We start from the raw sequence: 26,047 nt of genomic DNA on the forward strand, positions 1-26,047 counted from the left end.
ATGTAGTATCATAAGGGTGCATAATTGCACCCTTTTTTCTTGCCGGCGCTAAGTATGCGGCGCTGCCAACCTGCGGGAGTTGAGCTTTGTATTCGATCCACCTGTCCACTGACGTTGCGGCGCGTGCGCCTGAGCTGGCCGTCTTAGCTGAGCGCTGGCAGCTGCAGCATGATGAAGAGGCGCAGTTTGCGCTGGTATTGACCGCCGAGCGTCTGGAGCTGCGTAAACGCGATGAGCCAAAGCTGGGCGCGATTTGCGTGGATTTTGTCGGTGGTACTATGGCGCACCGTCGCCGCTTTGGTGGTGGCCGCGGTGAAGCGGTGGCGAAAGCGGTCGGCGTAAAAAAAGGCTATCTGCCGGATGTGGTGGATGCGACCGCCGGCCTTGGCCGCGATGCCTTTGTGCTGGCCAGTATCGGCTGTCGGGTGCGTTTGTTAGAGCGTCATCCGGTAGTCGCCGCCTTGTTGGATGATGGTTTGCAACGGGCGTATGCCGATCCAGAAATCGGTGGCTGGATGCGCGAGCGCATGCAACTGCTGCACGCCTCGGGCATCGAGGTGTTGGCCACTTTGTCGCCTGCGCCAGATGTGGTCTATCTCGATCCTATGTATCCGCACAAAACCAAATCGGCCTTGGTGAAAAAAGAGATGCGGGTATTTCAGTCGTTGGTGGGCGCGGATCTGGATGCCGATGATTTGTTGACCCCAGCGCGCGCCGTGGCACGTAAACGGGTGGTGGTTAAGCGGCCGGATTACGCCGAGCCGTTAGCCAATCAACCGGCGAGCGCGGCCATCAGCACCAAAAATCACCGTTTCGATCTTTATGTTACGCCTGCTGCCAGTTAACCGATTGACGCTATCGCGCCGGTGTGCCAGCGTGTAGAAAACGGCCAGCCACGGTGGTCTGGTCTAGAGAGTCACCGGAGGTCATCAAGGTGGAAATTCGCCGGTTATGCAAATGGGGGCGGGATGAATACAGCGAGCACTTCGCCTTGCTATGCGAGATCACCCGTAAGCCGAAATTTACCTGTGAGCGTTGTGGCCGCAGTGCGCGCAAAAAGCGTTATCTGTGCAAGCCGCGTAAACGCGACGAGTGATGAATCGAGATGAATAATGAAAACTCCCGCCGTGGGCGGGAGTTGTATGAATGCTCAAAACGCGCGTTGGCGATGCGCGCTATCGGGCTCTGCTGAGCTTAGTCTTCGTCGCGCAGCGGCACAATCAGCATATCAATTGGGATATTGTTAATCAGCTGGCGCGCAGATGACATCAGCTTGCTCCAGAAATCCTGATGGTGACCACACACCAGCAGATCCACGTCATATTGCTTGATCGCATCCATCAGAACCTGTCCCAGATCGCCGCTGCCACTTAAGGTTTCGGTGATCGGATAGCCGGCATTCAGCGCCAGTTCACGCAGGGCAGAATGGGTTTCTTCGGAAATCTTCTGCTGCATATCCCCAAGGTTGACATCAATCAGGCCGGTATACAGGTCTGAGTAATTGACATCAACATGGATCAGCGAAACTTTGGCATCGTTACGCTTGGCGACGCCGATGGCTTTTTTCAGCAGATAGTGACTTTCCGGCGACAGGTCGACAGCGACCAGAAGATGTTGATATGCCATGATGTTGCTCCTTTTCCATTCTTCCATACTCGGATACTAACATTAGTATAGATGGCGAAATGTTCAGTGGATCACAGCCCGTACCGCCATTGCCAGCCTCACAAAATGCCCTCACAAAAGGCTATAAAAGCCGCCATTTTAGCTTCAGCGCGTTCTAATGCGTTGGGGGTCATTAACCCGTAAAAATCGGGGCACTTTTCCTTGTCACAAAAAAAATTTTCGGTTGAAAAAATGCGCAGCGTTAGCGTAACTGCGAGGTTGCAAGTATTACCGTTGGTTTGTCGGTCTGCTTGCGCCCTTTTTCTTGCCATAAAACTTCACCGTAACTGACAGCTAAAAATTTGCCGCGATGAATTTCTGGTGCCATTGATTGCAGTATCTGACCGGACATGGTGACCCGTGCCACGGTGACAGCAAGGGCAAAGCCCAAAGTCTTACGACGGTAAAACTGAGCGGGAGTAGTGGTATGCAAAATAAAATCTGTGTCGTGACCGGTGGCGGTCGTGGGATTGGTCGCCAGATAGTCAATACGCTGGCTGACGCTGGGGCGGCGATGGTGATTGCCTGCGATCTGGATGCGGCCGCCTTAGAAGAGACCGTCAACGGACGCGCTAATGTGCGCGGCCAATTACTGAACGTCAGTGACCGTAACAGCATGCCAGCATTCGTGGCGGCGGTGGTGGAGGAGTTTGGCCGCATCGATGTGCTGGTCAATAACGCCGGTGTTACCCGCGATAACTTAATCCAGAACATGAGCGAAGCGGAGTGGGATCTGGTGCTGGATATCAACCTCAAAGGGGTATTTAACCTCACCCAAGCCATCGCGCCGGTGATGATGGCGCAAGGCAGTGGCGCGATTGTCAGCCTCTCGTCGGTGGTGGGGCTGGATGGCAACATCGGTCAGAGTAACTATGCCGCCAGTAAAGGCGGGGTGATTGCACTGACCAAAACCTGGGCCAAAGAATTTACCCGTAAAGGCGCGGTGGTGCGTGTTAACGCGATTGCGCCAGGATTTATCCGCACCCCGATGACCGCGGTGGTGCCGGATAAAGTCATCGATCACATGGTCAGCAAAACCCCCTTGGGGCGGATGGGTACGCCGGAGGATATCGCCAACGCGGTGCGGTTCTTAGTCAGTGAGCAGGCGGCGTTCATTACCGGACAGGTATTACGTGTCGATGGTGGGCTGACGATATAACACCAGAAACCCACTCGCGCTACGGCCACGTCAGAGGCCATGCACCCGAATAAGCCATAAGCACAAGAAAGTCAGTTCTGTGTATCTATTGCCCCGCTGGTCGGGGCTTTTTTTGTGCGTGCGATCTCGCTCTGCGGGATCGGCGTATGCAACAAGGCCAGAAAAGATCGTATCGGCAGTGAGTTTAGTTACAATCGCCGGGTAACCGGCGCCAAGGCGACCGGCGGCCATGCCAGAGCGTTTGGGCATGGCCAGTCACCGGGCAAGGCGTAGGCTAATGGTGTGCGCCTTGCGGAATAATCACCCGAATTCGATGTCCGCGGGACATCATGGGAGGAAACAACGACGATGAGTAAGCTGTGGGTGCAAAGCCTGGTTCTGAGCGCGACTGCCGTCATGAGCAGCGCAGGCGCCGCGCAAGAACAACTGTATGTGTATAACTGGACTGATTATATTCCGGCCGCGTTGCTGGAGCAGTTCTCCAAGGAAACCGGTATTGAAGTCATCTACTCCACGTTTGAAAGTAACGAGGAGATGTACTCGAAACTGAAACTCACTCAGGGTGCCGGCTACGATTTAGTGGTTCCTTCCACGTACTATATCAGCAAGATGGCCCGCGAAGGATTGTTGCAGGAAATCGATCAGAGCCAGCTGAAAAACTTCGCTAATCTTGACCCCGCATTACTGCATCGCGAGTTCGATCCGCAAAATACCTACTCCGTCCCTTATGTGTGGGGTGTGACTGGGATTGCGGTCAACAAATCCGAGATTGATCCGGCCACGGTGACCTCATGGGCTGACCTGTGGAATCCGGCGTTTAAAGATCGCCTGTTGCTGACCAATGACTCGCGCGAAGTGTTCCACATGGCGCTGCTGGTCAACGGCAAATCGCCCAATACCACAAATCCCGATGACATCCGGCAGGCCTATGAAAAGCTGCAGCCGTTGATGCCGAACGTGCGGGTGTTTAACTCCGATGCGCCAGACGTGCCGTATCTGCAAGATGAGGTTTCGGTGGGCATGATCTGGAATGGGCCGGCGTGGCGCGCCAGCTTAGAAAACCCGGATTTAACGTTCGTCTATCCAAAGGAAGGGGCGATCTTCTGGATGGATAGCTTCGCCATTCCGAAAGCGGCCAAGCACAAAGCCGCCGCGCATCGCTTCATCGATTTCTTGCTGCGCCCAGAAAGTGCTGCCGCCATCATCAAAGAGCTCGGTTATTCGGTACCGAATCAGGCTGCGCTTAAACTGCTGCCGGCGGAGATGGTCAATAACCCAACCCTGTTCCCGCCAGAAGACGCCAAACAACGTGGCCAATTCCAAGCGGATGTGGGCGATGCGGTTCAGATCTACGAAGAGTACTGGAATAAACTGCGGACGGGGAAATAATCCGTTACGGGGGCCGGGATTGAATTCCCGGCCCGACGCGCTATTGTGTCAGCAGAGGGGCAAACTCTGCACCGTCACCGAATACATAACAAGGAGTCGCTATGTTATCGCAAGCCATGACCGATAAGCTCAATGAGCAGTTGAATCTGGAATTTTTCTCATCCAACTTGTATTTGCAGATGAGCGCTTGGTGTGATCATCACGGCTTTGATGGCGCGGCGCTGTTCTTACGCCAGCATGCGCAAGAGGAGATGCAGCATATGCAGCGTTTGTTCACCTATGTCAGCGAAACCGGTGCGCTGCCGTTGATTGGTGCCATTGAGGCGCCGGACAGTGATTATCAGTCATTGGCCGATGTGTTTCATAAAACCTACAGCCACGAGCAGCTGATCACGCGCAAGATTAATGAGTTGGTGCATGTGGCCTTCAGTACTCAAGATTACTCCACCTTCAGCTTCCTGCAGTGGTATGTGGCAGAGCAGCATGAAGAAGAGAAGCTGTTCAAAAGCATTCTGGATAAAATCGAGCTGGTGGGCGAAGATGGTAAAGCGCTGTTCTTTATCGATAAAGACTTGCGTGCACTGGCCGCTCAGGGCGAGCAGGCATCGTTGGCTGCCAGCAATCAGTAAATCGCTGTTGGCGTACAACTGAACTACCCTGAGTAAGGATACTTAGGAGAGCAGGAATGGATTTGAATATCGTCTTTTGGGTGTTGCTGCTGATGAGCGCGCTGAATATTGCGCGCTATCTGTCCAGTTTGCGGGTGCTGTTGTTTATCATGCGCGACAGTGATCCCTACCTGTATTTGCTGGTGGATGGCCGCGGTTTTTTCCGACCGACCGGCGTGATCTCAAAGCAGATCCGGCTGTTTCACTACCTGCGTGAACAGCGTTATGTTTCGCATCATGATCCGCGCTTTATCGCCAAGTGTGTGCAGGTACGTCAGCAGTTTGTGCTGAGCAGTGCGTTGTTACTGTTAACACTGGTGGTGTTAGTACTGGGATGGGTGATGCCGGGGGTGACCCACTGATACCCGCCCGAAGGCGGGTATCGTGGTTGAACTGATAACGGTAGGAATGGGGCTGTCAGAGCAGGATATAGCTAGCAACCCAAAACAGCGTACAGGAAAGCAACATGGTTGCTGGCAAGGTGAAAATCCATGCCATCAGGATACTTTTAACCGTACCAGACTGCAGACGGTTTTTGTTTGCCAGCATTGAGCCGGCAACCGCTGAAGACAACACATGTGTGGTGGAAACCGGCATACCGGTGACGCTGGCAATACCGATTGCAGAGGCGGCGGTAATTTGCGCTGCCATCCCCTGTGAATAGCCCATCCCGCGCTCACCGATTTTCTCACCGACGGTGACCACGATCCGGCGCCAGCCGACCAAGGTACCCAAGCCCAGAGCCATCGCCACCGCAACGATCACCCAAGTCGGGGCGTATTCGGTGGTGCTGTTCAGGTCATGGCGGAAGGTCGTCAGGCTTGCGGCATCGGCTTTGGACATTCCCGGCGCCGCGGCTACTTTCTTGGCAGTATCGTCAATGCACAGGATCAAACGACGCGCCATCCGGCGTTGGTCGGTATCCAGCTGTGCATAATCTGATACGCCGTTCAGTAGCGAACTTAACCCATCCAGTGACTGACGTGTATTGGCCACATCGCAATGGAACTTACCTTGCGGGATAGCGTTATCCTGCGCTTTTGGATGTGAGGCAATAAAGGCATCCAGCACGGTTGGGTTGCGCTCGTAAATGGCGGCAATATGCTGCGCAGCATCGGCGGTTTTCGCGATTTGATACTGGCTGGCATTCATGTCGACCACAAACTTGGCCGGCGCAATCCCGATCAGTACCAGCATCAGCAGGCCGATCCCTTTTTGTCCATCATTCGAGCCGTGTGCAAAGCTCACCCCGAAAGAGGAGAGGATCAACACAGTACGCGCCCAGAATGGCGGATGCTTTTTCCCGTCCAGCAATTGGCGCTCTTCAGGATTCAGGTGCATGTGTGAGGTCGGGAATAACCGCTTTAACAGCAGGAACACCGTTCCCGCCAGCAGCAAGCCGACAACAGGAGACACGATCAGTGACAGCATGACATCAACCGCTTTTTTGAGGTTAACGCCATCACTGATAGAGGTATGGGTCATCAGTGCGTTTGCCACACCCACGCCCAGAATAGAACCGATCAGTGTATGTGAGCTGGAAGCCGGCAAACCCAGATACCAGGTACCGAAATTCCAGACAATCGCGGTGAACAACATGGAGAACACCATGATGAGACCGTGAGTCGAGCTGATATTAACAAGCAGGTCGATAGGCAGCAGATGCACGATGGCATACGCTACGCTTAATCCTCCCAATAACACCCCGAAGAAATTAAAAATTCCAGACAGCACCACAGCCAGCTGCGCCGGCATCGCTTTGGTATAGATTACCGTGGCAACAGCGTTGGCAGTGTCGTGGAATCCATTAATAAATTCATAAGCCAAAACAAACAATAACGCCAAACCAAGCAGAATGGCGATATGGGCATCAAGACCGGTAAATATATCAAACATAAAATAAGCCATAAAACCGTCATCAGACCGGCGCATTATCGATATAAATACAGTCGCTAGAAAGGGGAAATTCCAGTTATTTTGCAAAAAGTGCGAATAATTTGCCGCGATAATCTGGTTTGTTACGCGTAACTTTGCGAATAAAATTTGTATAACCTAATGATTTAAAAGATTATTTAAAAACAATATAGAAATGAGACATGGCGCGCATTCAGTTGCGCTAATCGCACGGCGATTTGAACTGTATTTTGTGCCGGATTTGACACAATTATCTGCTTTGTCTGTTTTATCTGCAAAAGGCGTATGCAAGCTATCCAGCTGTCAACTAAAACCGGGTAATACTGGCTGTCTGCAGCAAAGCCCTTTACAATCGCCGGCGTTTTTACAGCGGCCGGGAGTAAACGGTGAAATCAGCATTTGATGTGGTCATTATCGGCGCCGGGGCAGCCGGATTATTTTGTGCAGCGCAAGCCGCCGCACGCGGGCTCAATACCTTGGTGGTGGATAACGGCAAAAAAGCTGGTCGAAAAATTCTGATGTCCGGTGGTGGGCGGTGTAATTTCACCAACCTCTATATTGAACCGGCCGCCTATTTATCTGCCAACCCGCATTTTTGCAAATCGGCACTGTCGCGTTATACCCAGTGGGATTTTATTGCCTTAGTGGCGGCGCACGGGATTGCCTATCATGAAAAAACGTTAGGCCAGTTGTTTTGTGACGACTCCGCCGAGCAGATCGTCGAGATGTTGCTGAGCGAGTGCGATAAAGCCGGCGCGCAGATCCGTTTACGCACCGAAGTGTTAAGTGTCGCGCGTAGCGATAGCGGACTGTTCACCCTGACTACCGCGCAAGGTGAGGTGCAGACGCACTCACTGGTGGTGGCTAGCGGTGGTTTGTCGATGCCGGGACTGGGGGCTGGGCCTTTGGGTTACCGCATTGCCGAACAATTTGGTTTACCGGTGCAGCCAACGCGGGCTGGCTTAGTGCCGGTCACTTTACATAAAGAGATGCTGCAAGCGCAGCAGTCACTGGCGGGGATTGCCGTTCCCGTCACCGTGAGCACCAGCCGTGGCCCACAGTTTCGTGAAAACCTGCTGTTTACCCACCGCGGCCTCTCCGGTCCGGCGATTTTGCAAATCTCCAGCTACTGGCAGCCGGGGGAAACGCTGGAGATCAATTTGCTGCCGGATTGCGATCTGGATAATGAGTTGGAGCAGCTGCGCCGCAGTCAGCCTAATTTAAGCCTGAAAAATGCCCTGACGCGCTGGTTACCTAAGCGCTTAGTGGAGTGCTGGATTGAGCAGCAGCGCTTGCCGAGTCCGACCTTAGCTCAACTGAGCCATGCGCAAAAACAGGCGGTGTGTGAGACGCTGCAGCAGTGGCGCATTAGCCCGAACGGCACCGAAGGCTACCGTACCGCAGAAGTCACGCTCGGTGGTGTAGATACGCGCGCTCTGTCATCGAAAACCATGCAGGCGACCAGCGTACCGGGCTTGTACTTTATCGGCGAAGTGGTGGATGTGACCGGCTGGTTGGGCGGCTATAACTTCCAGTGGGCGTGGAGCTCTGCCTATGCCTGTGCGCAGTCATTACCACTGCCCGAGGCGGCGGTGGAATAAAACGCGCAAGAATTCTGCGATTTGGCTTTACAAGGATAATGATAATCGTTATCGTTTGTTGGCTGGCAGAGCGCCTCGGGAAGGAAAGCTTTGCACGCACGACATTGCTCACAATTGCTTCCACATATCTTCTACCGGTTCTCCTTGTCGTGAACCGGTATTTTTTTGCCTCTCTTACACCGGTTGTCCACCGCTTACACGCCGAGTAGGTATGGTGGAGAGACGGCGATCGCGGCCAGCGCCTTGCCCCGTCTGCGCTCCAGCAAAGTCAAGTCTAAAAATGGTATCCACAGCAGATGATCATCAAATGATCGCGCGCCGATCAGGGTGCGCTTGCGTAACCTAATGAAATTTAATGGTAATTAACCATACATTCACCTGCTAACGCCAAACGATCACATCCCCTCGTTTTATTGTTCACAAAGTTATCCACAGGCTACGCGTCATCGGTAGGAAGGAATGGGGGGCGCGCCAGATACGTAGTGGGACAAAAATCCCGACCGGTAAATTCGTTTCTGCCGCTGGCTGTGGCATCCTTTAGGGATGATGACTGACCGGATAGTGTAATTATGGCCCAGATAGCGCCCAACCCGTTGATTCTGGTCGACGGCTCTTCTTATCTTTATCGTGCATTTCATGCGTTCCCACCGCTGACCAATGCTGGTGGTGAACCGACCGGCGCCATGTATGGCGTATTGAACATGCTGAAAAGCCTGCTTAACCAATTTGCGCCGACCGAAATGGCGGTGGTGTTTGATGCCAAAGGCAAAACCTTTCGTGATGAGATGTTTGCCGAGTACAAGGCGCATCGCCCACCGATGCCCGATGAGCTGCGCAGCCAAATTGAGCCGCTGCATCAGATGATCCGCGCACTCGGCTTGCCACTGTTGGTGGTGCCGGGGGTGGAAGCCGATGACGTGATTGGTACGCTGGCCAAACAAGCTGCCGCTAATGGGCGCGACGTGCTGATCAGCACCGGCGATAAAGACATGGCGCAGCTGGTGAGCGATAAGATCACCTTGATCAACACCATGAACAACACGGTGCTGGGGCCGCAGGAAGTGCGCGAGAAATACGGGGTCGGGCCGGAGCTGATCATCGATTTTCTGGCGCTGATGGGCGACTCATCGGATAACATTCCGGGCGTGCCTGGGGTGGGCGAGAAAACCGCGCTGGCGCTGCTGACTGGGATCGGCAGTCTGCGTGAGATCTACGCCAATCTGGATGCGGTGCCCGCTCTCGGTTTTCGCGGCTCGAAAACGCTGCCGGCCAAGCTGGAATTGCACCGTGACAATGCCGATCTCTCCTATGCACTGGCCACCATCAAAACTGATGTGGAATTGGAGCCCATTCCACTGACGCGCCAAAGCGCCGATACCGACACCCTGATTAGCCTGTTTGGCCGTTATGAGTTCAAACGTTGGTTGGCTGAGCTGCTTGATGGCGGCGATATGCTGACGCCTAATCCGGCAGCGGCTGCGCCACGCGCCCGACCAACCGCCTCGGTGAGCGATAGCGCCGAACCTGCCGCAGCGGCCATGGCGTCGGTGACGCTGGATCGCAGTGCCTACCAGACCATTTTGCAGATGAGCGAGCTGGACGCATGGTTGGATAAGCTGCGCGCGGCGCCTTACTGGGTGCTGGATACCGAAACCGACGGGCTGGATTACATGACCGCCAACCTGATTGGCTTGTCATTTGCCACCGCCGCTGGTGAGGCCGCCTATTTGCCGGTGGCGCACGATTATCTGGATGCGCCGGATCAACTGGATCGCGATACGGTGTTAGCGCGCCTGAAGCCGCTGCTGGAAGATACCGATTCGCGCAAAGTTGGGCAAAACCTGAAGTTTGATCAGAGCATTCTGGCGCGTTATGGCATCGAGCTGCGCGGTATTTGGTCTGATACCATGCTGGAGTCGTATGTTCTCAACAGTGTGGCTGGTCGTCATGATATGGATAGCCTGTCTGAGCGCCACTTAGGTCACCAGACCATCACTTTTGAGGAAGTGGCTGGCAAAGGTAAAAACCAGCTGACCTTTAACCAGATCCCGCTAGAGCAAGCGGCCACCTACGCCGCCGAGGATGCGGATGTCACCCTGCGCTTGCATGAAGTGCTGTGGCCACAACTGGAGCAAGAAGTCGGTCTAGCCTCGGTGCTGCAAGAGATGGAAGTGCCGCTGCTGTCAGTGTTGTCGCGGATGGAGCGCAACGGCGTGTTGATTGATCCGGCTTTGCTGGGACGGCATTCCATGGAGCTGACCACGCGTCTGGCGGAGTTGGAAAGCAAAGCCCATGAGCTGGCCGGTGAGCCGTTTAACTTGGCCTCTACCAAGCAATTGCAGGGGATCTTGTTCGAGAAGCTGGGCTTGCCGGTGCTGAAGAAGACCCCGGGCGGCGCGCCATCTACCAACGAAGAGGTGTTGGCCGAGTTGGCGCTGGATTACCCATTACCGGCAGTGCTGCTGGAGTACCGTAGGCTGGCCAAGCTCAAATCAACCTATACCGATAAACTGCCGCAGATGATCAATCCGGCGACCGGTCGCGTGCACACCTCCTATCATCAGGCGGTGACCGCTACTGGTCGTCTGTCATCCACCGATCCGAACCTGCAAAATATTCCGGTGCGTAACGAAGAAGGGCGGCGCATTCGTCAGGCCTTTATTGCTGGTGCAGGGAATCAGATTATCGCGGCCGACTACTCGCAAATTGAGCTGCGCATCATGGCGCATTTGTCGGGCGATGCCGGTTTACTGCGCGCTTTTAGCGAAGGCAAGGATATCCACCGCGCCACCGCTGCCGAAGTGTTCGGCTTGCCGCTGGAGCAGGTGAGCGCTGAACAGCGTCGTAGTGCCAAGGCTATCAACTTCGGTCTGATTTACGGCATGAGCGCCTTTGGTCTGGCGCGTCAGCTCGGTATTGGCCGTAACGATGCTCAGCGCTATATGGATCTGTACTTTGAGCGCTACCCGGGCGTGCTGACTTATATGGAGCGCACTCGTGAGCAGGCGCATGCGCAAGGCTATGTTGAAACCCTGTTTGGTCGTCGTTTGCAGTTGCCGGATATCCGTTCGCGCAATGCGATGCGGCGCAAAGGCGCTGAGCGCGCGGCGATCAACGCCCCAATGCAAGGCACAGCGGCTGACATCATCAAGCGCGCTATGCTGGCAGTGGATGCATGGTTGGCGACGCCAGAGGCAGACGGTATTCGCATGATCATGCAGGTACACGATGAATTGGTCTTCGAAGTGCCGCAAGAGAAAGTGGCGCTGTGCAGTGCCAAGGTGCGTGAGCTGATGCAGCACAGTGCCACGCTGGATGTGCCGCTGCTGGTTGAGGTCGGCGTGGGTGATAACTGGGATCAGGCACACTGATCGGGTGCTGCCGCGACTCACACTGAGCCTGAGCTATTTTCACTGAGAAAAATAACCTCGGGCTAATGTTACCGTCAGTAGTGAAGTGCGACATAAAAGTGAAAACAAACTACAAAAATTGCTTTCCTCGTCCGTCGAATTGTTGTACAGTTTTTCGCGTAGGGTACAGAGGTAAGATGTTCTATCTTTCAGACCTTTTACTTCACGTAATCGGATTTGGCTGAATTTTTAGCCGCCCCGCTCGTTAGAGCGGGGCGTTCTTTTATCTGCGTTTTGCCGCTTTTTTCCCCACAACGTCGCCCCTTGTTACCGTTTTTCCCGCTGCGGGTTACTCTTTTTCCCGTTGATGCTGGCTTTTTTTCTCACACTGCGTCGTTTTTGTGAGCGCGGTCGCCGATTTTATCGCCTAAGAATTAGAGTAATTACTTTAAAATGTTTCTAAGTGCGATATAATCATTTCGCTCTTCTTGTTTATCTTATTTTTTGTCTGTGTGATGGCGGCGTTGTCACCAGACTCACATTTTTGCTTACGTATTTTTTTCGGGCCGGCTTTTGCCGGCCTTTTTGTTGCCTGTCTACCCGCTGCCCACCTTCTCCAGCAATTTGTTGTAAAGCTACAGCTTGCCCACACTTATTTCTCGATGAAAAATCAAATTGCGCTGTTGCGCTGTTGCGCTGTTGCGCGTGCTGCTGCACAAGCGCCGCACAAGCATAGTGCGGCATGGGTTTGCTAAGAGAGATTCGCACCACCGGTTGTGAATACGAAGAGGTGTGGCCGTGAGCAGGGAAAAGGACAGAGAAGCAGAACAGGGAAACAGAATTGGTCGGGCGCATTCGGTTATGCGCCAAACATAACACTGTCGTGTTAGATCGCGGCAGGATCTGACTTATCGTTGCTAAATCGGGCTTTTATCAGACAAGTTGCTATGAAGTAATGTGCGTATTCGTGAGGGGAATCAAGAGTGCAGCGCAAACTTATGTATGATGGCGCGATCTTACACAAAGATCTTGCGAAACCGCGCAGGATCGAAGATCCTTAACGGCATAACAATAAAAACCTCCTATTTCTCTCCCGTTGCCCCACCGTACGGTGGGGACTTATTTCCCTTTTCGCGACCCATCTCGCGTCGACCTAGAATAACGTGACAGGCAACGTGTCGATCACCGAACTTTATTCTGCGTCGCTATCGTCCGCATCCAGTTCAGCCTGATTCAGGGCATCAATCTCGGTGGTAAACCAGGTATCCAGCTTCTGGCGCAGCTTATCCACACCCAGTTTTTTCAGGGAGGAGAACGCTTCGACTTGAATATCACCTTCGAACGCCAGCACGGCTTCGCGTACCAGATTCACCTGATTTTTACGGGCACCACTGGCCAGCTTATCGGCTTTGGTCAGCAGCACCAGCACCGGCAGGCCGGATTCTACCGCCCACGCAATCATCTGCTGATCCAAGTCTTTGAGTGGATGGCGGATATCCATCAGCACCACCAGACCACGCAGGCATTCGCGTTTTTGCAGGTATTCACCTAGCGCGCGCTGCCATTTGCGCTTCATCTCTTCCGGTACTTCGGCATAGCCGTAACCTGGCAAGTCGACCAGACGTGCCTGCTCGGCCACTTCAAACAGGTTAATCAGCTGAGTACGGCCAGGGGTTTTACTGGTACGCGCCAAGTTTTTCTGATTAGTCAGGGTATTGAGCGCGCTGGATTTGCCCGCATTCGAACGGCCGGCGAAGGCCACTTCGATGGCGTTGTCCACCGGAAGGTGACGGATATCCGGTGCGCTAGTAACAAAATGGGTAACGTGATAATTAAATTGAGCCACGGAGCGATCTCCACCTTAAGTCAAATGTGGTGTGATGATTTCTTTTATGTGAAAATGTGTAAAATATCTGTTGTAATAGTGCGTAAGGCACTGCGCTGACCGCCGAAACCTTACGGTAACGGACAGGATTATCCGTTATTGGCATAACAACAATCATATAGCTAAATGGAACGCCATGAAAAAATTTGCGCTCGTGATTTCAATGATGCTGGGTGTCAGCGGTGTTGCGCAGGCACAGGGAAACGCAGAAGCGGGTAAGAAGATCGCCGCTGCGGTGTGTGTGGCCTGCCATAATGCTGACGGGAACAGTACCATCCCCGTCAATCCAAAATTGGCCGGACAACATAACAAATATCTGCTCAAGCAGCTAAAAGAATTCAAACTGGCGGCGGACTCCGGCGGTAAGCAGGGGCGCGCGAATGCCATCATGCAAGGTCAAGTGGCGGCCTTGTCTGAGCAGGATATGCAAGATTTGGCCGCTTGGTTCTCCGAGCAAGTCTCGGCACCTGCCTATACCGATAAAGCCAGTGTTGAGCTTGGCAAACAGCTGTACATGGCCGGTGATAAGCAGCGCGGCATTCCGGCCTGTGTCGCCTGTCATGGTCCGCGTGGTAATGGCACCGGCTTGTCGGGCTTTCCGAAAATCTCTGGCCAACACGCTGACTATATCAGCGCTCAGTTGACCGCGTTTCGCGCTGGACAGCGACAAAATGATCCGAACTTGATGATGCGGCAAGTGGCTGCGCATCTGACGGATGCAGAAATCAAAGCACTGGCCGGTTATGTTGGTGGCTTGCACTGACCGTGTTGCTCGCTGGCCAGATTCTCTGGCCGGTGAGCAAATCGCGCAGTGGTCAAATTTTCCGCTTTTTTACTGTGAAGTGGCGCACAATCACTGGGCCTTACGATTGCCTGCGCAGTACGGACGCGTAGATTAGCTGGGGCAGTGGAACCGGTATGGCGGGAATGCCGTGCCAGATAATGCGTCACCACCGACGCTGCTGTCAGGCAGTGGGTGAGTGGGGTTAGCGGCAGGACGCCGTGGTGGACATCAAAGATTGCACGGATGATAGAAAACATCAGGATGGTGTGATAGCAAGAGCTTACGCGCAGGGAAAGCGGACAGACCAGTTTAGGATGCACTCGGGGAGAGTTGTTATCCCCAGATGAAAAGAAGACACGATTCTTTCATGGGCAGCGTTGAACGCTGCCTTTTTTATTTGCTATTTACCCTCTTTTTGCTAGATTCCGGCGCTTATATTCCAGAATGCTCTATTTCTGAGCGTAAACACTGGCATAATGTTGTTTACTGATCCCGCATCACAATTGGTGTTGATATGACCCGCGAAAAGAAATCCCGTAAAGTGCCTGCTCTGAAAAGTGCCCCTCGTGCGCCGAAAAAGAGCCGCGCTGAAATTGATCAGCTCTCCCGTGAGCAAAAACGTCTGAAAAAGCGTAAAGGTCTGCGCTCTGGCTCACGCCAGAATGTGGCTGAGCAAGGCCAGCAAAATGAAGGTCGCGCCGTAAAAGACCCACGTATCGGCAGTAAAAAGCCGGTGCCGTTGATGGTGGAATTTGTCAACCGTCAGCCGAAAAAACCGGCGGTTGCTGCCGCGCCAGCGAAACCAAAACTGACCCCGGCAGAAGAGTTGGCGATGCTGGAAAATGACGAGCGTCTGCACCTGTTACTGGATCGCGTCGATGCTGGCGAAAGCTTGAGCAGCGAAGAGCAATCCTACGTGGATAACGCGCTGGATCGCGTGGATGAGCTGATGCAAATCCTCGGTCTGACCGATGAGGAAGAGAGTGCAGAACAAGACTCACAGGCGTCGGGCAACAGCCCAGAAGATCTGTGGGAGCGCTTTAACAACAGCGATCCGAAAGCATTCTGATGGCGTGGCAACAGGGATTAGTGCTGGCAGCAGTCATGGTACTGCTGCCGCTCGGTCTGTATGCCGGCTGGCTGCTCGGACGCCTCTGGCGTCAGGGGCAGCTGCAACGTCAGCAACAGGCTGCGCTGGCGGCGCATCGTCGCCAGCATATGCTCGATAGCATCCGTACCATCGCACGGGCGATGCAAAGCGGGCAGTGTGAATTGGCTGAAGGCGTGCTGCGCATTGGGCGGCTGCTGGAGCTGTTGGTGGAACAGGACAAACCGGAACTGGCGCGCGACTTTCCGGCGATGGCGGAGCTGTATCAGGTCGTGGCAGAAATGCCGACCCATGACGCTCGCAAGCAACACAAGCGCAATCAAATAATGAAATGGGATTTGGAGCGAGTCCGGGCCGAAGAGCGCCTGCAGCCCGCCATTGAACAGGAGCTGCCGCAGTTGCTGGCATGGTGCGCCAAATACCCTGAATAAAGTGCCGTCGCTGGAGCGGCGGCCATGTGGAAGGAATTAAAGCATGTCTGAGTCAGTGTCAGTGACGAACCCAACGCAGTGGGATTTAGATCTCATCCAAAAATATAACTATTCTGGGCCTCGTTACACCTCCTACCCGACCGCTCTTGAGTTTCACGAGGGCTACCAGTACAGCGATTTTGCCGAAGCGGCCGCCCGTTATCCAGAGCGTCCACTTTCGTTGTACGTGCACATCCCGTTTTGCCATAAGCTGTGTTATTTCTGCGGCTGCAATAAAGTCATCACCCGTCATGCTCATAAAGCCGACCACTATTTGGACGTGCTGGAGCAAGAGATCCGCGCCCGTGCCCAGCTGTTTGGCGGACGTCAGGTGACGCAAATTCACTGGGGTGGCGGTACGCCGACCTTCTTGAGTAAAGCGCAGGTTTCCCGCCTGATGGCGCTGCTGCGGGATAACTTCCACATCCTGCCTGAGGCTGAAATTGGTATTGAGCTGGACCCGCGTGAAATCGAGCTGGATATGCTGGATCACTTGCGCAGCGAAGGCTTTAATCGCATGAGCATGGGGGTGCAGGACTTTAACAAGGAAGTGCAGCGTCTGGTCAACCGCGAGCAAGATGAAGAGTTTATCTTTGCTCTGATGGCGCGGGCGCGTGAGCTGGGTTTTATCTCCACCAACATCGATTTGATTTACGGCCTGCCGAAGCAGACGCCGGAAAGTTTTGCGTTTACCTTGCAGCGAGTGATTGAGCTCAATCCGGATCGGTTAAGCGTATTTAACTATGCGCATTTGCCAGCGCGCTTTGCTGCGCAGCGCAAAATTCGCGATGAAGATTTGCCCTCTCCGGTGCAAAAGCTGGCTATCTTGCAAGAGAGTATCCAGATGCTGTGCGGGGCCGGTTATCAGTTTATTGGGATGGATCACTTTGCCCGGCCGCAAGATGAGCTGGCTGTGGCGCAGCGTAACGGCGAGTTGCACCGCAACTTCCAAGGTTACACCACCCAAGCGGAGTGCGATCTGTTGGGATTAGGGGTCTCGGCGATCAGCATGCTGGGCGATCACTATGCGCAGAACCAGCGTGAGCTGAAGCATTATTATGCCGAGGTTGAAGCGCACGGTCATGCCTTAGCCAAGGGGCTACGCATGAGCGACGAAGATTGTCTGCGCCGTGATGTGATTAAAGCGCTGATTTGTAACTTCCAACTGCGCTTTGCCGATATCGAGCAGCAGTATGGCATCGATTTCAACCAGCACTTTGCCGAAGATTTGCAGCTGTTAGCGCCATTGGCTGCCGATGGGCTGCTGGAGATGGACGCACAGGGCATTCGAGTGTTGCCGCGAGGTCACTTACTGATCCGCAATATCTGCATGTGCTTTGATACTTATCTGCGCCAGCAAGCGCGTCGCCAGCAGTTCTCGCGCGTGATTTAAAACCTGCGGCTGTGTCAGCTGCGAGTACGCGTGAGTACGACAAGCTCTCAGTACAGTAAATTCAGGACAAAAAAAGCGGCCTTTGGCCGCTTTTTTCTTGAACGCAATACGCACTGCTGTGGCGCTGCGTCGCGCGATGTATTACATGCTGCGCGCACGTGCTTGCGCACGCAGTTCGGCTTTATCGCTATCGCTTAAAAACGCTTGATGCATGCCGTTTTCCTGCGCTTGGCGGATTTGCGCTGGAGTTAGACCCGCCGCTGGTGCGGCGACATTGTATTCGTGCGCAATTTCGATACCTTCTACTGCCGGATCGTCGGTATTGATGCTGGCGACAATGCCGTGCTGCAAGAAAGTTTTCAGTGGGTGGGCGGCTAGCGCGCTGACCGTGGTGGTCTGCACGTTGGAGGTCAGGGCTGATTCAATGCCAATGCGGTGCTCGGCCAGATAATCCATCAGACGCGGATCTTCGATGGCTTTTACGCCATGACCAATTCGCTCTGCGCCCAATTGCTGAATCGCTTGCCACATGCTGGCTGAGCCCGCCGCTTCTCCGGCATGCACGGTGATGTGTAAGCCGGCATCGCGTACTTGGCTAAAGTGCGGCACAAACAGCTCACCCGGTTGACCGAGTTCATCACCGGCCAGATCGATAGCGACTAAGTGTTGGCGGCAGGCCAGCAGCGCATCCAGCTCTTGCTGGCAGGCGGCGGTGCCGAACGTACGGCTCAAAATACCAATCAGGTTGGCCTTCACGGTAAAGTCACGGCGGCCTTGCGCAATGCCGTCGGCGACCGCTTCCACCACGCCCTGTACTGGCAGGTTGTGTTTCATCGCCATGTAGTATGGTGAGAAGCGCAGCTCGGTGTAATCCAGACCGGCGTTATCGGCATCTTGCATGTTTTCATAGGCGACGCGGCGGCAGGCATCCAGATCGGCCAGTACTGCCACGCCCCAATCCAGCTTTTGCAGGAAGCTGACCAGTGTTGGGGCATTATCGGTGATTTGTACGTGCGGCAGCAGATCCGGCAGGTTATCGGCGGGCAGCATGATGCCGTGCTGTTGACCCAGCTCCAAAATGGTCGATGGACGAATATTGCCGTCCAGATGACGGTGTAAGTCGGTCAACGGTAAATCGCGTGCAATCATGCAAAGGCTCCCCAGTGTATTTTAGTTGGTGTGACAGTATAGACACTGGGGTGAAAATAGCCTAACCCTGTTACGGTTAAAAGTGTGACGAATATCGCTTTAATTTGCCGTGGTCAGTGGATCCCTAATTCCTTCAGTTTACGGGTCAGGGTATTGCGCCCCCAGCCCAGCAGGCGGGCCGCTTCTTGTTTGTGACCCCGGGTGTGTTGCAAGGCAGCATCGAGCAGTAATTGCTCAAACTCCGGTTGCAAAGTGGTGAGTAAATCCTCCTGACCCCGCGCCAGTTGTTGTAACACCCACTGTTGCAGCGGTTGCTGCCAGTTTAGCGCCGAGGCGGCTGTATCAACACTGCTGGCGGGGCGGGTCAATTCTGCCGGTAAATCGGAGACAAAAATCTCCTTACCGGCGGCCATGACGGTCAAACCACGACAGATGTTTTCCAGTTGTCGCACATTGCCCGGCCAGTGAAACTCGCTCATGACCCGTAGGGTATCCGGATGCAACGTTTTTGCTTCCACCCCCAGTTCGCGTGCGGCACTGAGCAGGAAATGGCGACTTAACGCGGCGATATCTTGGCGTCGCTCACGCAGGGCGGGCAGCTGTAAACGGATCACATTCAGGCGATGGAAGAGGTCTTCGCGAAATAGCCCTTCGCGCACACGCGCTTCCAGATCTTGGTGGGTGGCGGCGATGATGCGCACATCCACGTGCAGCGGGGTATGGCCGCCAACGCGGTAAAATTGGCCATCGGCCAAGACCCGTAGCAGGCGAGTTTGGATATCCAGTGGCATATCGCCGATTTCATCCAAAAATAAGGTGCCGCCGTTCGCCTGTTCAAAGCGCCCCTGACGTACCGCGCCGGCACCGGTAAAGGCGCCTTTCTCATGGCCAAACAGCTCCGATTCAATTAAATCTTTCGGAATGGCTGCCATATTCAGGGCGATAAAGGGCGCGCTGGCACGTGGGCTGTGGCGATGTAGGGCATGGGCAATCAGCTCTTTACCGGTACCGGACTCGCCATTAATCAGCACGCTGATGGCGGTGCGTGATAGACGACCGATAGCGCGAAACACCTCTTGCATGGCCGGCGCTTCGCCGATGATTTCGGATTGCGCGCCACGTACCTGTTCATTGGCTGGCGTGCGTTGTTGGTGCTGTTCAAGGCTGTGTTGCAAGGCGCGTTCAACTAACGCCACCGCTTCATCTAAATCAAAGGGCTTGGGCAGGTAATCAAAGGCTCCGCGCTGATAAGCGCTGACCGCGGCATCGAGGTCGGAGTGGGCGGTCATGATGATCACTGGCAGCTGCGGTGCTTGCTGTTGCAGCTGACCGAGCAGGGTCAGGCCGTCCATGCCCGGCATGCGGATGTCAGAGAGCAGGACATCCGGTTTGCTCTGTTGCAGCGCGTCTAGCACGGCGGCGGCGCTGTCGAATGTTTCACAGCGGATCTGGCTGCTACTGAGGGCCTTGTCCAGTACCCAGCGGATGGCGCTGTCGTCATCCACCACCCATACCCGTCCTTTCGTCATGCCGTGCGCCTCGTGAACTTGCTGATTGGTCTATGTCGCGATATTAGGCTATCGCGTGGGCTTAGTGTAAGCCGCTGGGAATTAGCGTTCCAATATTCGAGCTAAATTCATGCCAATTTGATGCCGCTATTTGCGCAGTGGCAGGTAAATGGAAAATTCGGTATGCCCTGGCCAGCTGCTGCACTCAATCTTGCCGCGATGTTGGTCAATCAGATTACGGGCAATCGATAGGCCTAAGCCGTGGCCGCCTTCGCGTCCGCTGACCATCGGGTAGAACAGCGTATCTTGCAGCTGCGCCGGAATTCCGGGGCCGCTGTCGATGATATCGAGCCGTACCGCCAGTCGGTAACGTTCACCGTGCAGGGTTTGCTGGAAGGCGGTGCGGGTGCGCAGGGTGATAGTGCCGGGTTGCTCACCGAGGGCTTGGACGGCGTTGCGCACAATATTGAGGATAGCTTGCTCAAGCTGCTCAGGATCATGCTCGAACTCCGGCAGGCTGGGGTCGTAATCACGAATTAAGGTGATGTGGGCGGGGGTTTCCAGCTCCACCAGCTTGCGTACTTGCTCCAGTACCACATGCAGATTTTGTTCGCTGCGCACGCCCGGGCGCTGCGGGCCGAGTAGCCGGTCGACCAGATTACGTAGGCGATCGGCTTGGGCGATGATCATGCCGGTGTACTCAGTCAGTGCCGGATCGGGCAAGGCGCGCTCCAGTAACTGCGCCGCGCCGCGCAGGCCACCGAGCGGGTTTTTGATTTCATGCGCTAGCCCGCGCACCAGCTCGCGCGCTGCCGATTGTTGCGATTGTTGCAACTGCTCTTGGCTTAGGCGGCGATGGGTATCCAACGGGTGCAGCTCCACCAGCACGGTGTGCTGAGTACCGGTATGCAGGTGCTGGGCGGTCAGTTCGACGATGCTGGCTTTGCCGTCAATCACCAGCGTGACTTCGTTATCGGTAAAGCTTTGCTGCTGCTCCAATGCGTGGCGCATCAGCGTCAAATCCAGCGAGATATATTCAATCAAGGCGGGCAGCGGCACGCCAATCAGCTTGCGGGCGCTGTGCGACAGCAATTGTTCGGCGGCCGGATTGGCATAGTGGATGTTCAGACTGTTATCCAGCAACAAGACGCCGGTTTTCAGGTTGTGCAGCAGGGATTGAGCAATATCCGGCTCCATCATGGCTCCTTGGCAGCAAAGGTGCGTCGCGGGTGGTCGGCGCACGGAAACTGTCTGTCACTATAATCGAGCAGGCGGCCTTTGCCACCTTAACTTATCGGTATCGGTCGGCACTGGCGCTGCATGATAGGCCTTACTTGGCGCGCGGCTGAATCGGCGGGTTGAGCGCTTCGCGGTTCAAAATGCTGGCGCGGTGTAAAAATACCGTGACAGGCGGCGCGGAGGCGATCACTTTGCCGTTTTCCAGCAAATCCGCACTCAGCTGATGCGAGCCGCGATCGATATTGTGAAGTTGCTGTTGGATACTGCGACTCGGTTCTCCTACCGCTTGGCCATCGATTTTCAGCTGAATGGTTTGCTGCTCGGCCAATTTCGGCACCACCATCACGGTGACATCAATATTGCCGCTGTTGTTGCGCACGGTCGCTTCATCAATTGGTGACAAGATGGCTATCTGGGTTGCCACGTTGCCCGCGAGTGTGGGGCCGGCGTTAGTGCTGCTGCGGGTACTGCGCGCGGGCGCGTTCGCGTTATTGTTCAGGCGCGTCGAGGGTAGCTTGCCACTGTCATATTTGATGGGGGCGGCCGGGGTGATTTCACGGCAGGTGGCCCCTTTGGGCTGGTTAGTGCTGAAGTGGGTAATGCCGTTGGCATCGGTCCATGAACAGATCAGCCGAGTCTCACTGGCAAACGCCGACAGGGTGGCAAACAGCAGTGTCAGGCAAAACAGGCGCATGACGTTCTCCGCAGATGAAAAAGGAAATGGTCGAGCGAGTAGCGCGTACAGCCAGACAATCGGGCGGACGCGGTTGGACGCTCAGACAATGATGCTTAAATAATGGTGCTTAAATGATGGCGTCTAAATTATGGAGCCATAAGTTATGGCGCTAAGTGTCGATGCTCGGGGGCCGTGGCGGCAACCATAAAAAAGCCCGCCTGTGAGGCGGGCTGAAAGTTTCCACGGCAACAAAAAAGGTTGTTACACGCACTGCCGTTGAAATGACGCGGCGTATTACACGCTGTAGTACATTTCGAACTCAACTGGGTGCGGCATCATGCGCACGCGGTCGATATCGGCGTGTTTCAACTCAATATAGGAATCGATAAAGTCGTCGGTGAAGACGCCGCCACGGGTCAGGAACTCACGGTCGGCATCCAGCTCGCTCATGGCCTCTTCCAAAGAGCCGGCCACGGTTGGGATCTCAGCGGCTTCTTCTGGCGGCAGATCGTACAGGTTCTTGTCCATCGCATCGCCTGGGTGGATCTTGTTAGCGATACCGTCCAGACCGGCCATCAGCTGAGCAGCAAAGGCCAAGTATGGGTTAGCACCTGGATCCGGGAAGCGCACTTCGATACGGCGCGCTTTCGGGCTCGCAACCACAGGGATACGGATAGACGCGGAGCGGTTACGCGCTGAGTAAGCCAGCATGACTGGCGCTTCATAACCTGGTACCAGACGCTTGTACGAGTTGGTGGTTGGGTTGGTGAAGGCGTTCAGCGCTTTAGCGTGCTTGATGATGCCGCCGATGTAGTACAGCGCCATTTCAGACAGGCCGGCGTACTTGTCACCGGAGAACAGGTTCACGCCGTTTTTCGCCAGTGACTGGTGGCAGTGCATGCCGGAGCCGTTGTCACCGAACAGTGGTTTTGGCATGAAAGTCGCGGTTTTGCCGTAGGCGTGCGCTACGTTGTGTACCACGTACTTGTAAATCTGGATTTCGTCAGCCTTGATGGTCATGGTGTTGAAGCGGGTCGCCACTTCGTTTTGACCGGCGGTGGCCACTTCGTGGTGGTGAGCTTCTACCACCAGACCCATCTCTTCCATCACCAGACACATCGCAGAGCGCAAGTTCTGGGAAGAATCAACCGGTGCCACAGGGAAGTAGCCGCCTTTCACGGCTGGACGGTGGCCTTTGTTACCGCCATCGTATTCGGTGCCGGTGTTCCATGCCGCTTCGATATCATCCAACTGGAAGAAGGAGCCGGAGATCCCGGTTTTGAAGCGCACGTCATCGAACACAAAGAATTCTGGCTCTGGGCCAAACAGCACGGTGTCGGCGATGCCGGTGCTGCGCATGTAGTCTTCGGCGCGTTTGGCGATAGAGCGTGGGTCACGATCGTAACCTTGTAGGGTGCCTGGCTCTAAGATGTCACAACGGATAATCAGGGTGCTGTCATCGGTGAATGGGTCTAAAACTGCGGTTGCCGGATCCGGCATCAGAACCATGTCAGATTCGTTAATCCCTTTCCACCCTTCGATGGAAGAGCCATCGAACATTTTACCTTCTTCGAAGAAGTCGGCATTCACTTGGTGAGAAGGAATGGAAACGTGCTGCTCCTTGCCTTTGGTGTCAGTAAAGCGCAGATCAACGAATTTCACTTCGTGCTCTTGCAGCATAGCTAATACGTGTTCAGCTGACATGGTGTAACCTCCGATGTTGTCGCAATGTTTTATGTTGTCGTGGACTGCCAAAAATACTTTGTAGCGATGTAGGTCTTGGTCACTAGGCCGCTGCGGACCTTCATGGGGTATATAGCGAGAAGTGTGCCAAGTTTTCAAAACCTGTTTTGCCGCGTGCGGCTGCGGCTGGTCAGGGTGCAACGGCGCGGTATCCACAGAGGCGTTGCCATTTTTTGCACCGTGATGGGGAATCATTGCACCATTTTGGTGCAATGCAGGAATTGATATCCTCTATAATAGGTTGGTTGTATAATCCTTCAGCAAAATTATGCGCAGAAAGCGCAACCCTGCCGTAAAGATCATATTGCCTGCGATATGTGGCAGCAAAATTACGATTCTTCTGTAATAATGTTCACACTTTGATTGTGCAGCTTGTGAAACGGCTCACGCCGGCAGTCAGCTAAACTTGCCAGTAATGTTTTGCTGTGATCTGTTTAGTCTTTTGCTCAAGCTGTGTACAATATCCGCTAATTTGTTAACCCCCAGAGACCACATCTGTGATTGAGAATCTGCGTAATATCGCCATCATTGCCCACGTTGACCACGGTAAGACCACCCTGGTTGATAAGTTGCTGCAACAGTCCGGTACCCTCGGAGATCGTAGCGACGCCACTGAACGTGTAATGGACTCCAACGATCTGGAAAAAGAGCGTGGGATTACCATCCTGGCTAAAAACACGGCCATCGAGTGGAATGGATACCGCATTAACATCGTTGATACCCCAGGTCACGCCGACTTCGGTGGTGAAGTAGAACGTGTGATGTCGATGGTAGATTCCGTACTGTTGCTGGTAGACGCAATGGACGGTCCTATGCCACAAACCCGTTTCGTTACGCAGAAAGCCTTTGCTTACGGCCTGCGTCCGATCGTGGTTATCAACAAGGTTGACCGTCCGGGCGCGCGTCCTGACTGGGTGGTGGATCAGGTGTTCGACCTGTTCGTGAACCTGGGTGCAACTGACGAGCAGTTGGACTTCCCTATCGTTTACGCTTCTGCTCTGAACGGTATTGCCGGTCTGGAAGCGGACGAGATGGCTGAGAACATGACGCCACTGTTCGAAACTATCGTTAAGCACGTTGAGCCGCCGAAAGTTGAGCTGGAAGCCCCATTCCAGATGCAAATTTCTCAGCTGGACTACAACAACTACGTAGGTGTTATCGGTATCGGCCGTATCAAGCGTGGTTCTGTTAAGCCAAACCAGCAGATCGTTATCGTGGATAGCGAAGGCAACCGTCGTAACGGTAAAGTCGGTAAAGTGTTGGGCCACATGGGTCTGCAACGTATCGAAGCGGAAGTGTGTGAAGCGGGCGATATCATCGCAATCACCGGTCTGGGTGAGCTGAACATCTCCGATACCCTGTGCGATCCATCTGCCGTTGAAGCGCTGCCAGCGCTGACTGTGGATGAGCCAACCGTAACCATGTTCTTCTGCGTGAACACCTCTCCATTCTGCGGCCGCGAAGGTAAATTCGTGACTTCTCGCCAGATCCTGGACCGTCTGCGCAAAGAGCTGGTACACAACGTGGCGCTGCGTGTTGAAGAAACCGAAGACCCGGATGCATTCCGTGTATCAGGTCGTGGTGAACTGCACCTGTCCGTTCTGATCGAAAACATGCGTCGTGAAGGTTACGAGCTGGCGGTATCCCGTCCGAAAGTAATTTTCCGTGACATCGACGGCCGTAAACAAGAGCCGTTCGAGCAAGTGACTCTGGACATCGAAGAGCAGCACCAGGGCTCCGTGATGGAAGCGATGGGTCTGCGTAAGGGTGAAATGCGCGACATGATCCCAGATGGCAAAGGCCGTATCCGTCTGGATTACATCATCCCTAGCCGTGGCCTGATCGGCTTCCGTACCGAGTTCATGACTATGACTTCCGGTACTGGTCTGCTGTACTCCAGCTTCAGCCACTACGATGACGTGCGTCCAGGTGAAATCGGTCAGCGCATCAACGGCGTTCTGATCTCTAACGGTACCGGTAAGGCTCTGGCGTACGCGCTGTACAGCCTGCAGGATCGTGGTCGTCTGTTCCTGGGTCACGGTACCGAAGTGTACGAAGGCCAGATCATCGGTATCCACAGCCGTTCTAACGACCTGACCGTTAACTGTCTGCAGGGTAAGAAGCTGACCAACATGCGTGCTTCTGGTACTGACGAAGCGACCACGCTGACTACCCCAATCAAGATGACTCTGGAACAAGCACTGGAGTTCATTGATGATGACGAACTGGTTGAAGTGACTCCGCAGAGCGTGCGTCTGCGTAAGAAACACCTGACCGAAAATGATCGTAAGCGTGCGCATCGCGGCAGCAAAGACTAATTTGTCACGCTAGTATAAAAAGACCGCA

The 26,047-nt window shown here is 54.4% G+C and carries 23 protein-coding genes; 13 read left to right on the forward strand and 10 right to left on the reverse strand.

The genetic code is table 11. The annotated features are described in order from the left end of the window. Positions 1-95 precede the first annotated feature (95 nt). Both rsmJ and LQ901_RS14325 read left to right on the forward strand, forming a co-directional pair. Positions 96-845, forward strand: a complete 750-nt coding sequence (rsmJ, locus tag LQ901_RS14320) for a 16S rRNA (guanine(1516)-N(2))-methyltransferase RsmJ (protein ID WP_052021690.1) — start codon at positions 96-98, stop codon at positions 843-845. Positions 846-934: 89 nt separating this feature from the next. Then, entirely contained in the window at positions 935-1,096 is a 162-nt protein-coding gene (locus LQ901_RS14325; protein ID WP_010864970.1) for a hypothetical protein, read from the forward strand. Positions 1,097-1,194: 98 nt separating this feature from the next. On the opposite strand, the gene uspA is transcribed toward LQ901_RS14325, so the two are convergent. Beyond that, positions 1,195-1,626 carry a universal stress protein UspA gene (uspA, locus tag LQ901_RS14330; protein ID WP_010864969.1) on the reverse strand — a complete coding sequence of 144 codons (432 nt, stop codon included), beginning with the start codon at positions 1,624-1,626 and terminating at the stop codon, positions 1,195-1,197. Positions 1,627-1,867: 241 nt separating this feature from the next. Beyond that, positions 1,868-2,098, reverse strand: coding sequence for a hypothetical protein (locus LQ901_RS14335; protein ID WP_152144517.1), 231 nt, complete (start codon positions 2,096-2,098; stop codon positions 1,868-1,870). On the opposite strand from LQ901_RS14335, the gene fabG reads away from it, so the two are divergent. The 4 genes from fabG to uspB all read left to right on the forward strand — a co-directional run bounded on the left by fabG (position 2,093) and on the right by uspB (position 5,243). Beyond that, positions 2,093-2,824, forward strand: a complete 732-nt coding sequence (gene fabG, locus LQ901_RS14340; RefSeq protein WP_010864967.1) for a 3-oxoacyl-ACP reductase FabG — start codon at positions 2,093-2,095, stop codon at positions 2,822-2,824. The genes LQ901_RS14335 and fabG overlap by 6 nt on opposite strands. Before the next feature lie 348 nt (positions 2,825-3,172). Beyond that, positions 3,173-4,213, forward strand: a complete 1,041-nt coding sequence (locus tag LQ901_RS14345) for an extracellular solute-binding protein (RefSeq protein WP_233672353.1) — start codon at positions 3,173-3,175, stop codon at positions 4,211-4,213. A 101-nt stretch (positions 4,214-4,314) separates the two neighbouring features. Then, positions 4,315-4,842 carry a non-heme ferritin gene (gene ftnA / locus LQ901_RS14350; RefSeq protein WP_010864965.1) on the forward strand — a complete coding sequence of 176 codons (528 nt, stop codon included), beginning with the start codon at positions 4,315-4,317 and terminating at the stop codon, positions 4,840-4,842. 56 nt (positions 4,843-4,898) lie between these two features. Further along, a complete protein-coding gene (uspB, locus tag LQ901_RS14355; protein WP_010864964.1) occupies positions 4,899-5,243 on the forward strand; it encodes a universal stress protein UspB in 345 nt (114 codons plus the stop codon). 55 nt (positions 5,244-5,298) lie between these two features. Here uspB and LQ901_RS14360 read toward each other — a convergent pair whose 3' ends face one another. Next, the gene (locus LQ901_RS14360) at positions 5,299-6,777 is read right to left on the reverse strand and encodes an inorganic phosphate transporter (protein ID WP_010864963.1); all 1,479 of its coding nucleotides are present in this window, start codon (positions 6,775-6,777) and stop codon (positions 5,299-5,301) included. Between the two features lie 404 nt (positions 6,778-7,181). On the opposite strand from LQ901_RS14360, the gene LQ901_RS14365 reads away from it, so the two are divergent. After that, positions 7,182-8,396 carry an NAD(P)/FAD-dependent oxidoreductase gene (locus LQ901_RS14365; RefSeq protein ID WP_064978316.1) on the forward strand — a complete coding sequence of 405 codons (1,215 nt, stop codon included), beginning with the start codon at positions 7,182-7,184 and terminating at the stop codon, positions 8,394-8,396. A gap of 569 nt (positions 8,397-8,965) precedes the next feature. Then, complete coding sequence (gene polA / locus LQ901_RS14370; RefSeq protein WP_233672354.1) at positions 8,966-11,767, forward strand: DNA polymerase I; 2,802 nt, start codon at positions 8,966-8,968, stop codon at positions 11,765-11,767. Between the two features lie 471 nt (positions 11,768-12,238). Here the strand turns inward: polA and LQ901_RS14375 are convergent, their stop codons facing one another. Both LQ901_RS14375 and yihA read right to left on the reverse strand, forming a co-directional pair. Continuing rightward, positions 12,239-12,601, reverse strand: coding sequence for a hypothetical protein (locus tag LQ901_RS14375; protein ID WP_233672355.1), 363 nt, complete (start codon positions 12,599-12,601; stop codon positions 12,239-12,241). Between the two features lie 337 nt (positions 12,602-12,938). Next, positions 12,939-13,592, reverse strand: a complete 654-nt coding sequence (gene yihA, locus LQ901_RS14380) for a ribosome biogenesis GTP-binding protein YihA/YsxC (protein WP_010864959.1) — start codon at positions 13,590-13,592, stop codon at positions 12,939-12,941. A 175-nt stretch (positions 13,593-13,767) separates the two neighbouring features. Between yihA and LQ901_RS14385 the strand changes: the two genes are divergently transcribed. The 4 genes from LQ901_RS14385 (at position 13,768) to hemN (ending at position 17,386) form a co-directional block, all read left to right on the forward strand. After that, entirely contained in the window at positions 13,768-14,394 is a 627-nt protein-coding gene (locus LQ901_RS14385; RefSeq protein WP_010864958.1) for a cytochrome c, read from the forward strand. Positions 14,395-14,929: 535 nt separating this feature from the next. Next, positions 14,930-15,484, forward strand: a complete 555-nt coding sequence (gene yihI / locus LQ901_RS14390; RefSeq protein WP_230432871.1) for a Der GTPase-activating protein YihI — start codon at positions 14,930-14,932, stop codon at positions 15,482-15,484. After that, entirely contained in the window at positions 15,484-15,954 is a 471-nt protein-coding gene (locus tag LQ901_RS14395; RefSeq protein WP_052242262.1) for a DUF2489 domain-containing protein, read from the forward strand. Before yihI ends, LQ901_RS14395 begins: the two co-directional genes overlap by 1 nt. 43 nt (positions 15,955-15,997) lie before the next feature. Beyond that, positions 15,998-17,386: an oxygen-independent coproporphyrinogen III oxidase gene (hemN, locus tag LQ901_RS14400; protein ID WP_233672356.1), complete on the forward strand. Its 1,389-nt coding sequence runs from the start codon at positions 15,998-16,000 to the stop codon at positions 17,384-17,386. A 141-nt stretch (positions 17,387-17,527) separates the two neighbouring features. Here the strand turns inward: hemN and add are convergent, their stop codons facing one another. From add to glnA, 5 genes are all read right to left on the reverse strand, one after another. Then, positions 17,528-18,535, reverse strand: a complete 1,008-nt coding sequence (add, locus tag LQ901_RS14405) for an adenosine deaminase (RefSeq protein ID WP_233672357.1) — start codon at positions 18,533-18,535, stop codon at positions 17,528-17,530. Between the two features lie 113 nt (positions 18,536-18,648). After that, complete coding sequence (gene glnG, locus LQ901_RS14410; protein WP_152113046.1) at positions 18,649-20,064, reverse strand: nitrogen regulation protein NR(I); 1,416 nt, start codon at positions 20,062-20,064, stop codon at positions 18,649-18,651. Positions 20,065-20,190: 126 nt separating this feature from the next. After that, on the reverse strand, positions 20,191-21,243 hold the full coding sequence (gene glnL / locus LQ901_RS14415) for a nitrogen regulation protein NR(II) (RefSeq protein WP_233672358.1): 1,053 nt from the start codon (positions 21,241-21,243) through the stop codon (positions 20,191-20,193). A gap of 130 nt (positions 21,244-21,373) precedes the next feature. Beyond that, on the reverse strand, positions 21,374-21,976 hold the full coding sequence (locus LQ901_RS14420; RefSeq protein ID WP_233672359.1) for a hypothetical protein: 603 nt from the start codon (positions 21,974-21,976) through the stop codon (positions 21,374-21,376). A 276-nt stretch (positions 21,977-22,252) separates the two neighbouring features. Then, entirely contained in the window at positions 22,253-23,662 is a 1,410-nt protein-coding gene (glnA, locus tag LQ901_RS14425) for a glutamate--ammonia ligase (RefSeq protein WP_010864950.1), read from the reverse strand. Positions 23,663-24,198: 536 nt separating this feature from the next. Between glnA and typA the strand changes: the two genes are divergently transcribed. Beyond that, a complete protein-coding gene (gene typA, locus LQ901_RS14430) occupies positions 24,199-26,019 on the forward strand; it encodes a translational GTPase TypA (RefSeq protein WP_010864949.1) in 1,821 nt (606 codons plus the stop codon). Positions 26,020-26,047: the final 28 nt, after the last annotated feature.

The organism is Plesiomonas sp. PI-19 (assembly GCF_021368255.1).
In the GTDB taxonomy this organism is placed as follows: Bacteria; Pseudomonadota; Gammaproteobacteria; order Enterobacterales; family CAMTGL01; genus Plesiomonas; species Plesiomonas shigelloides.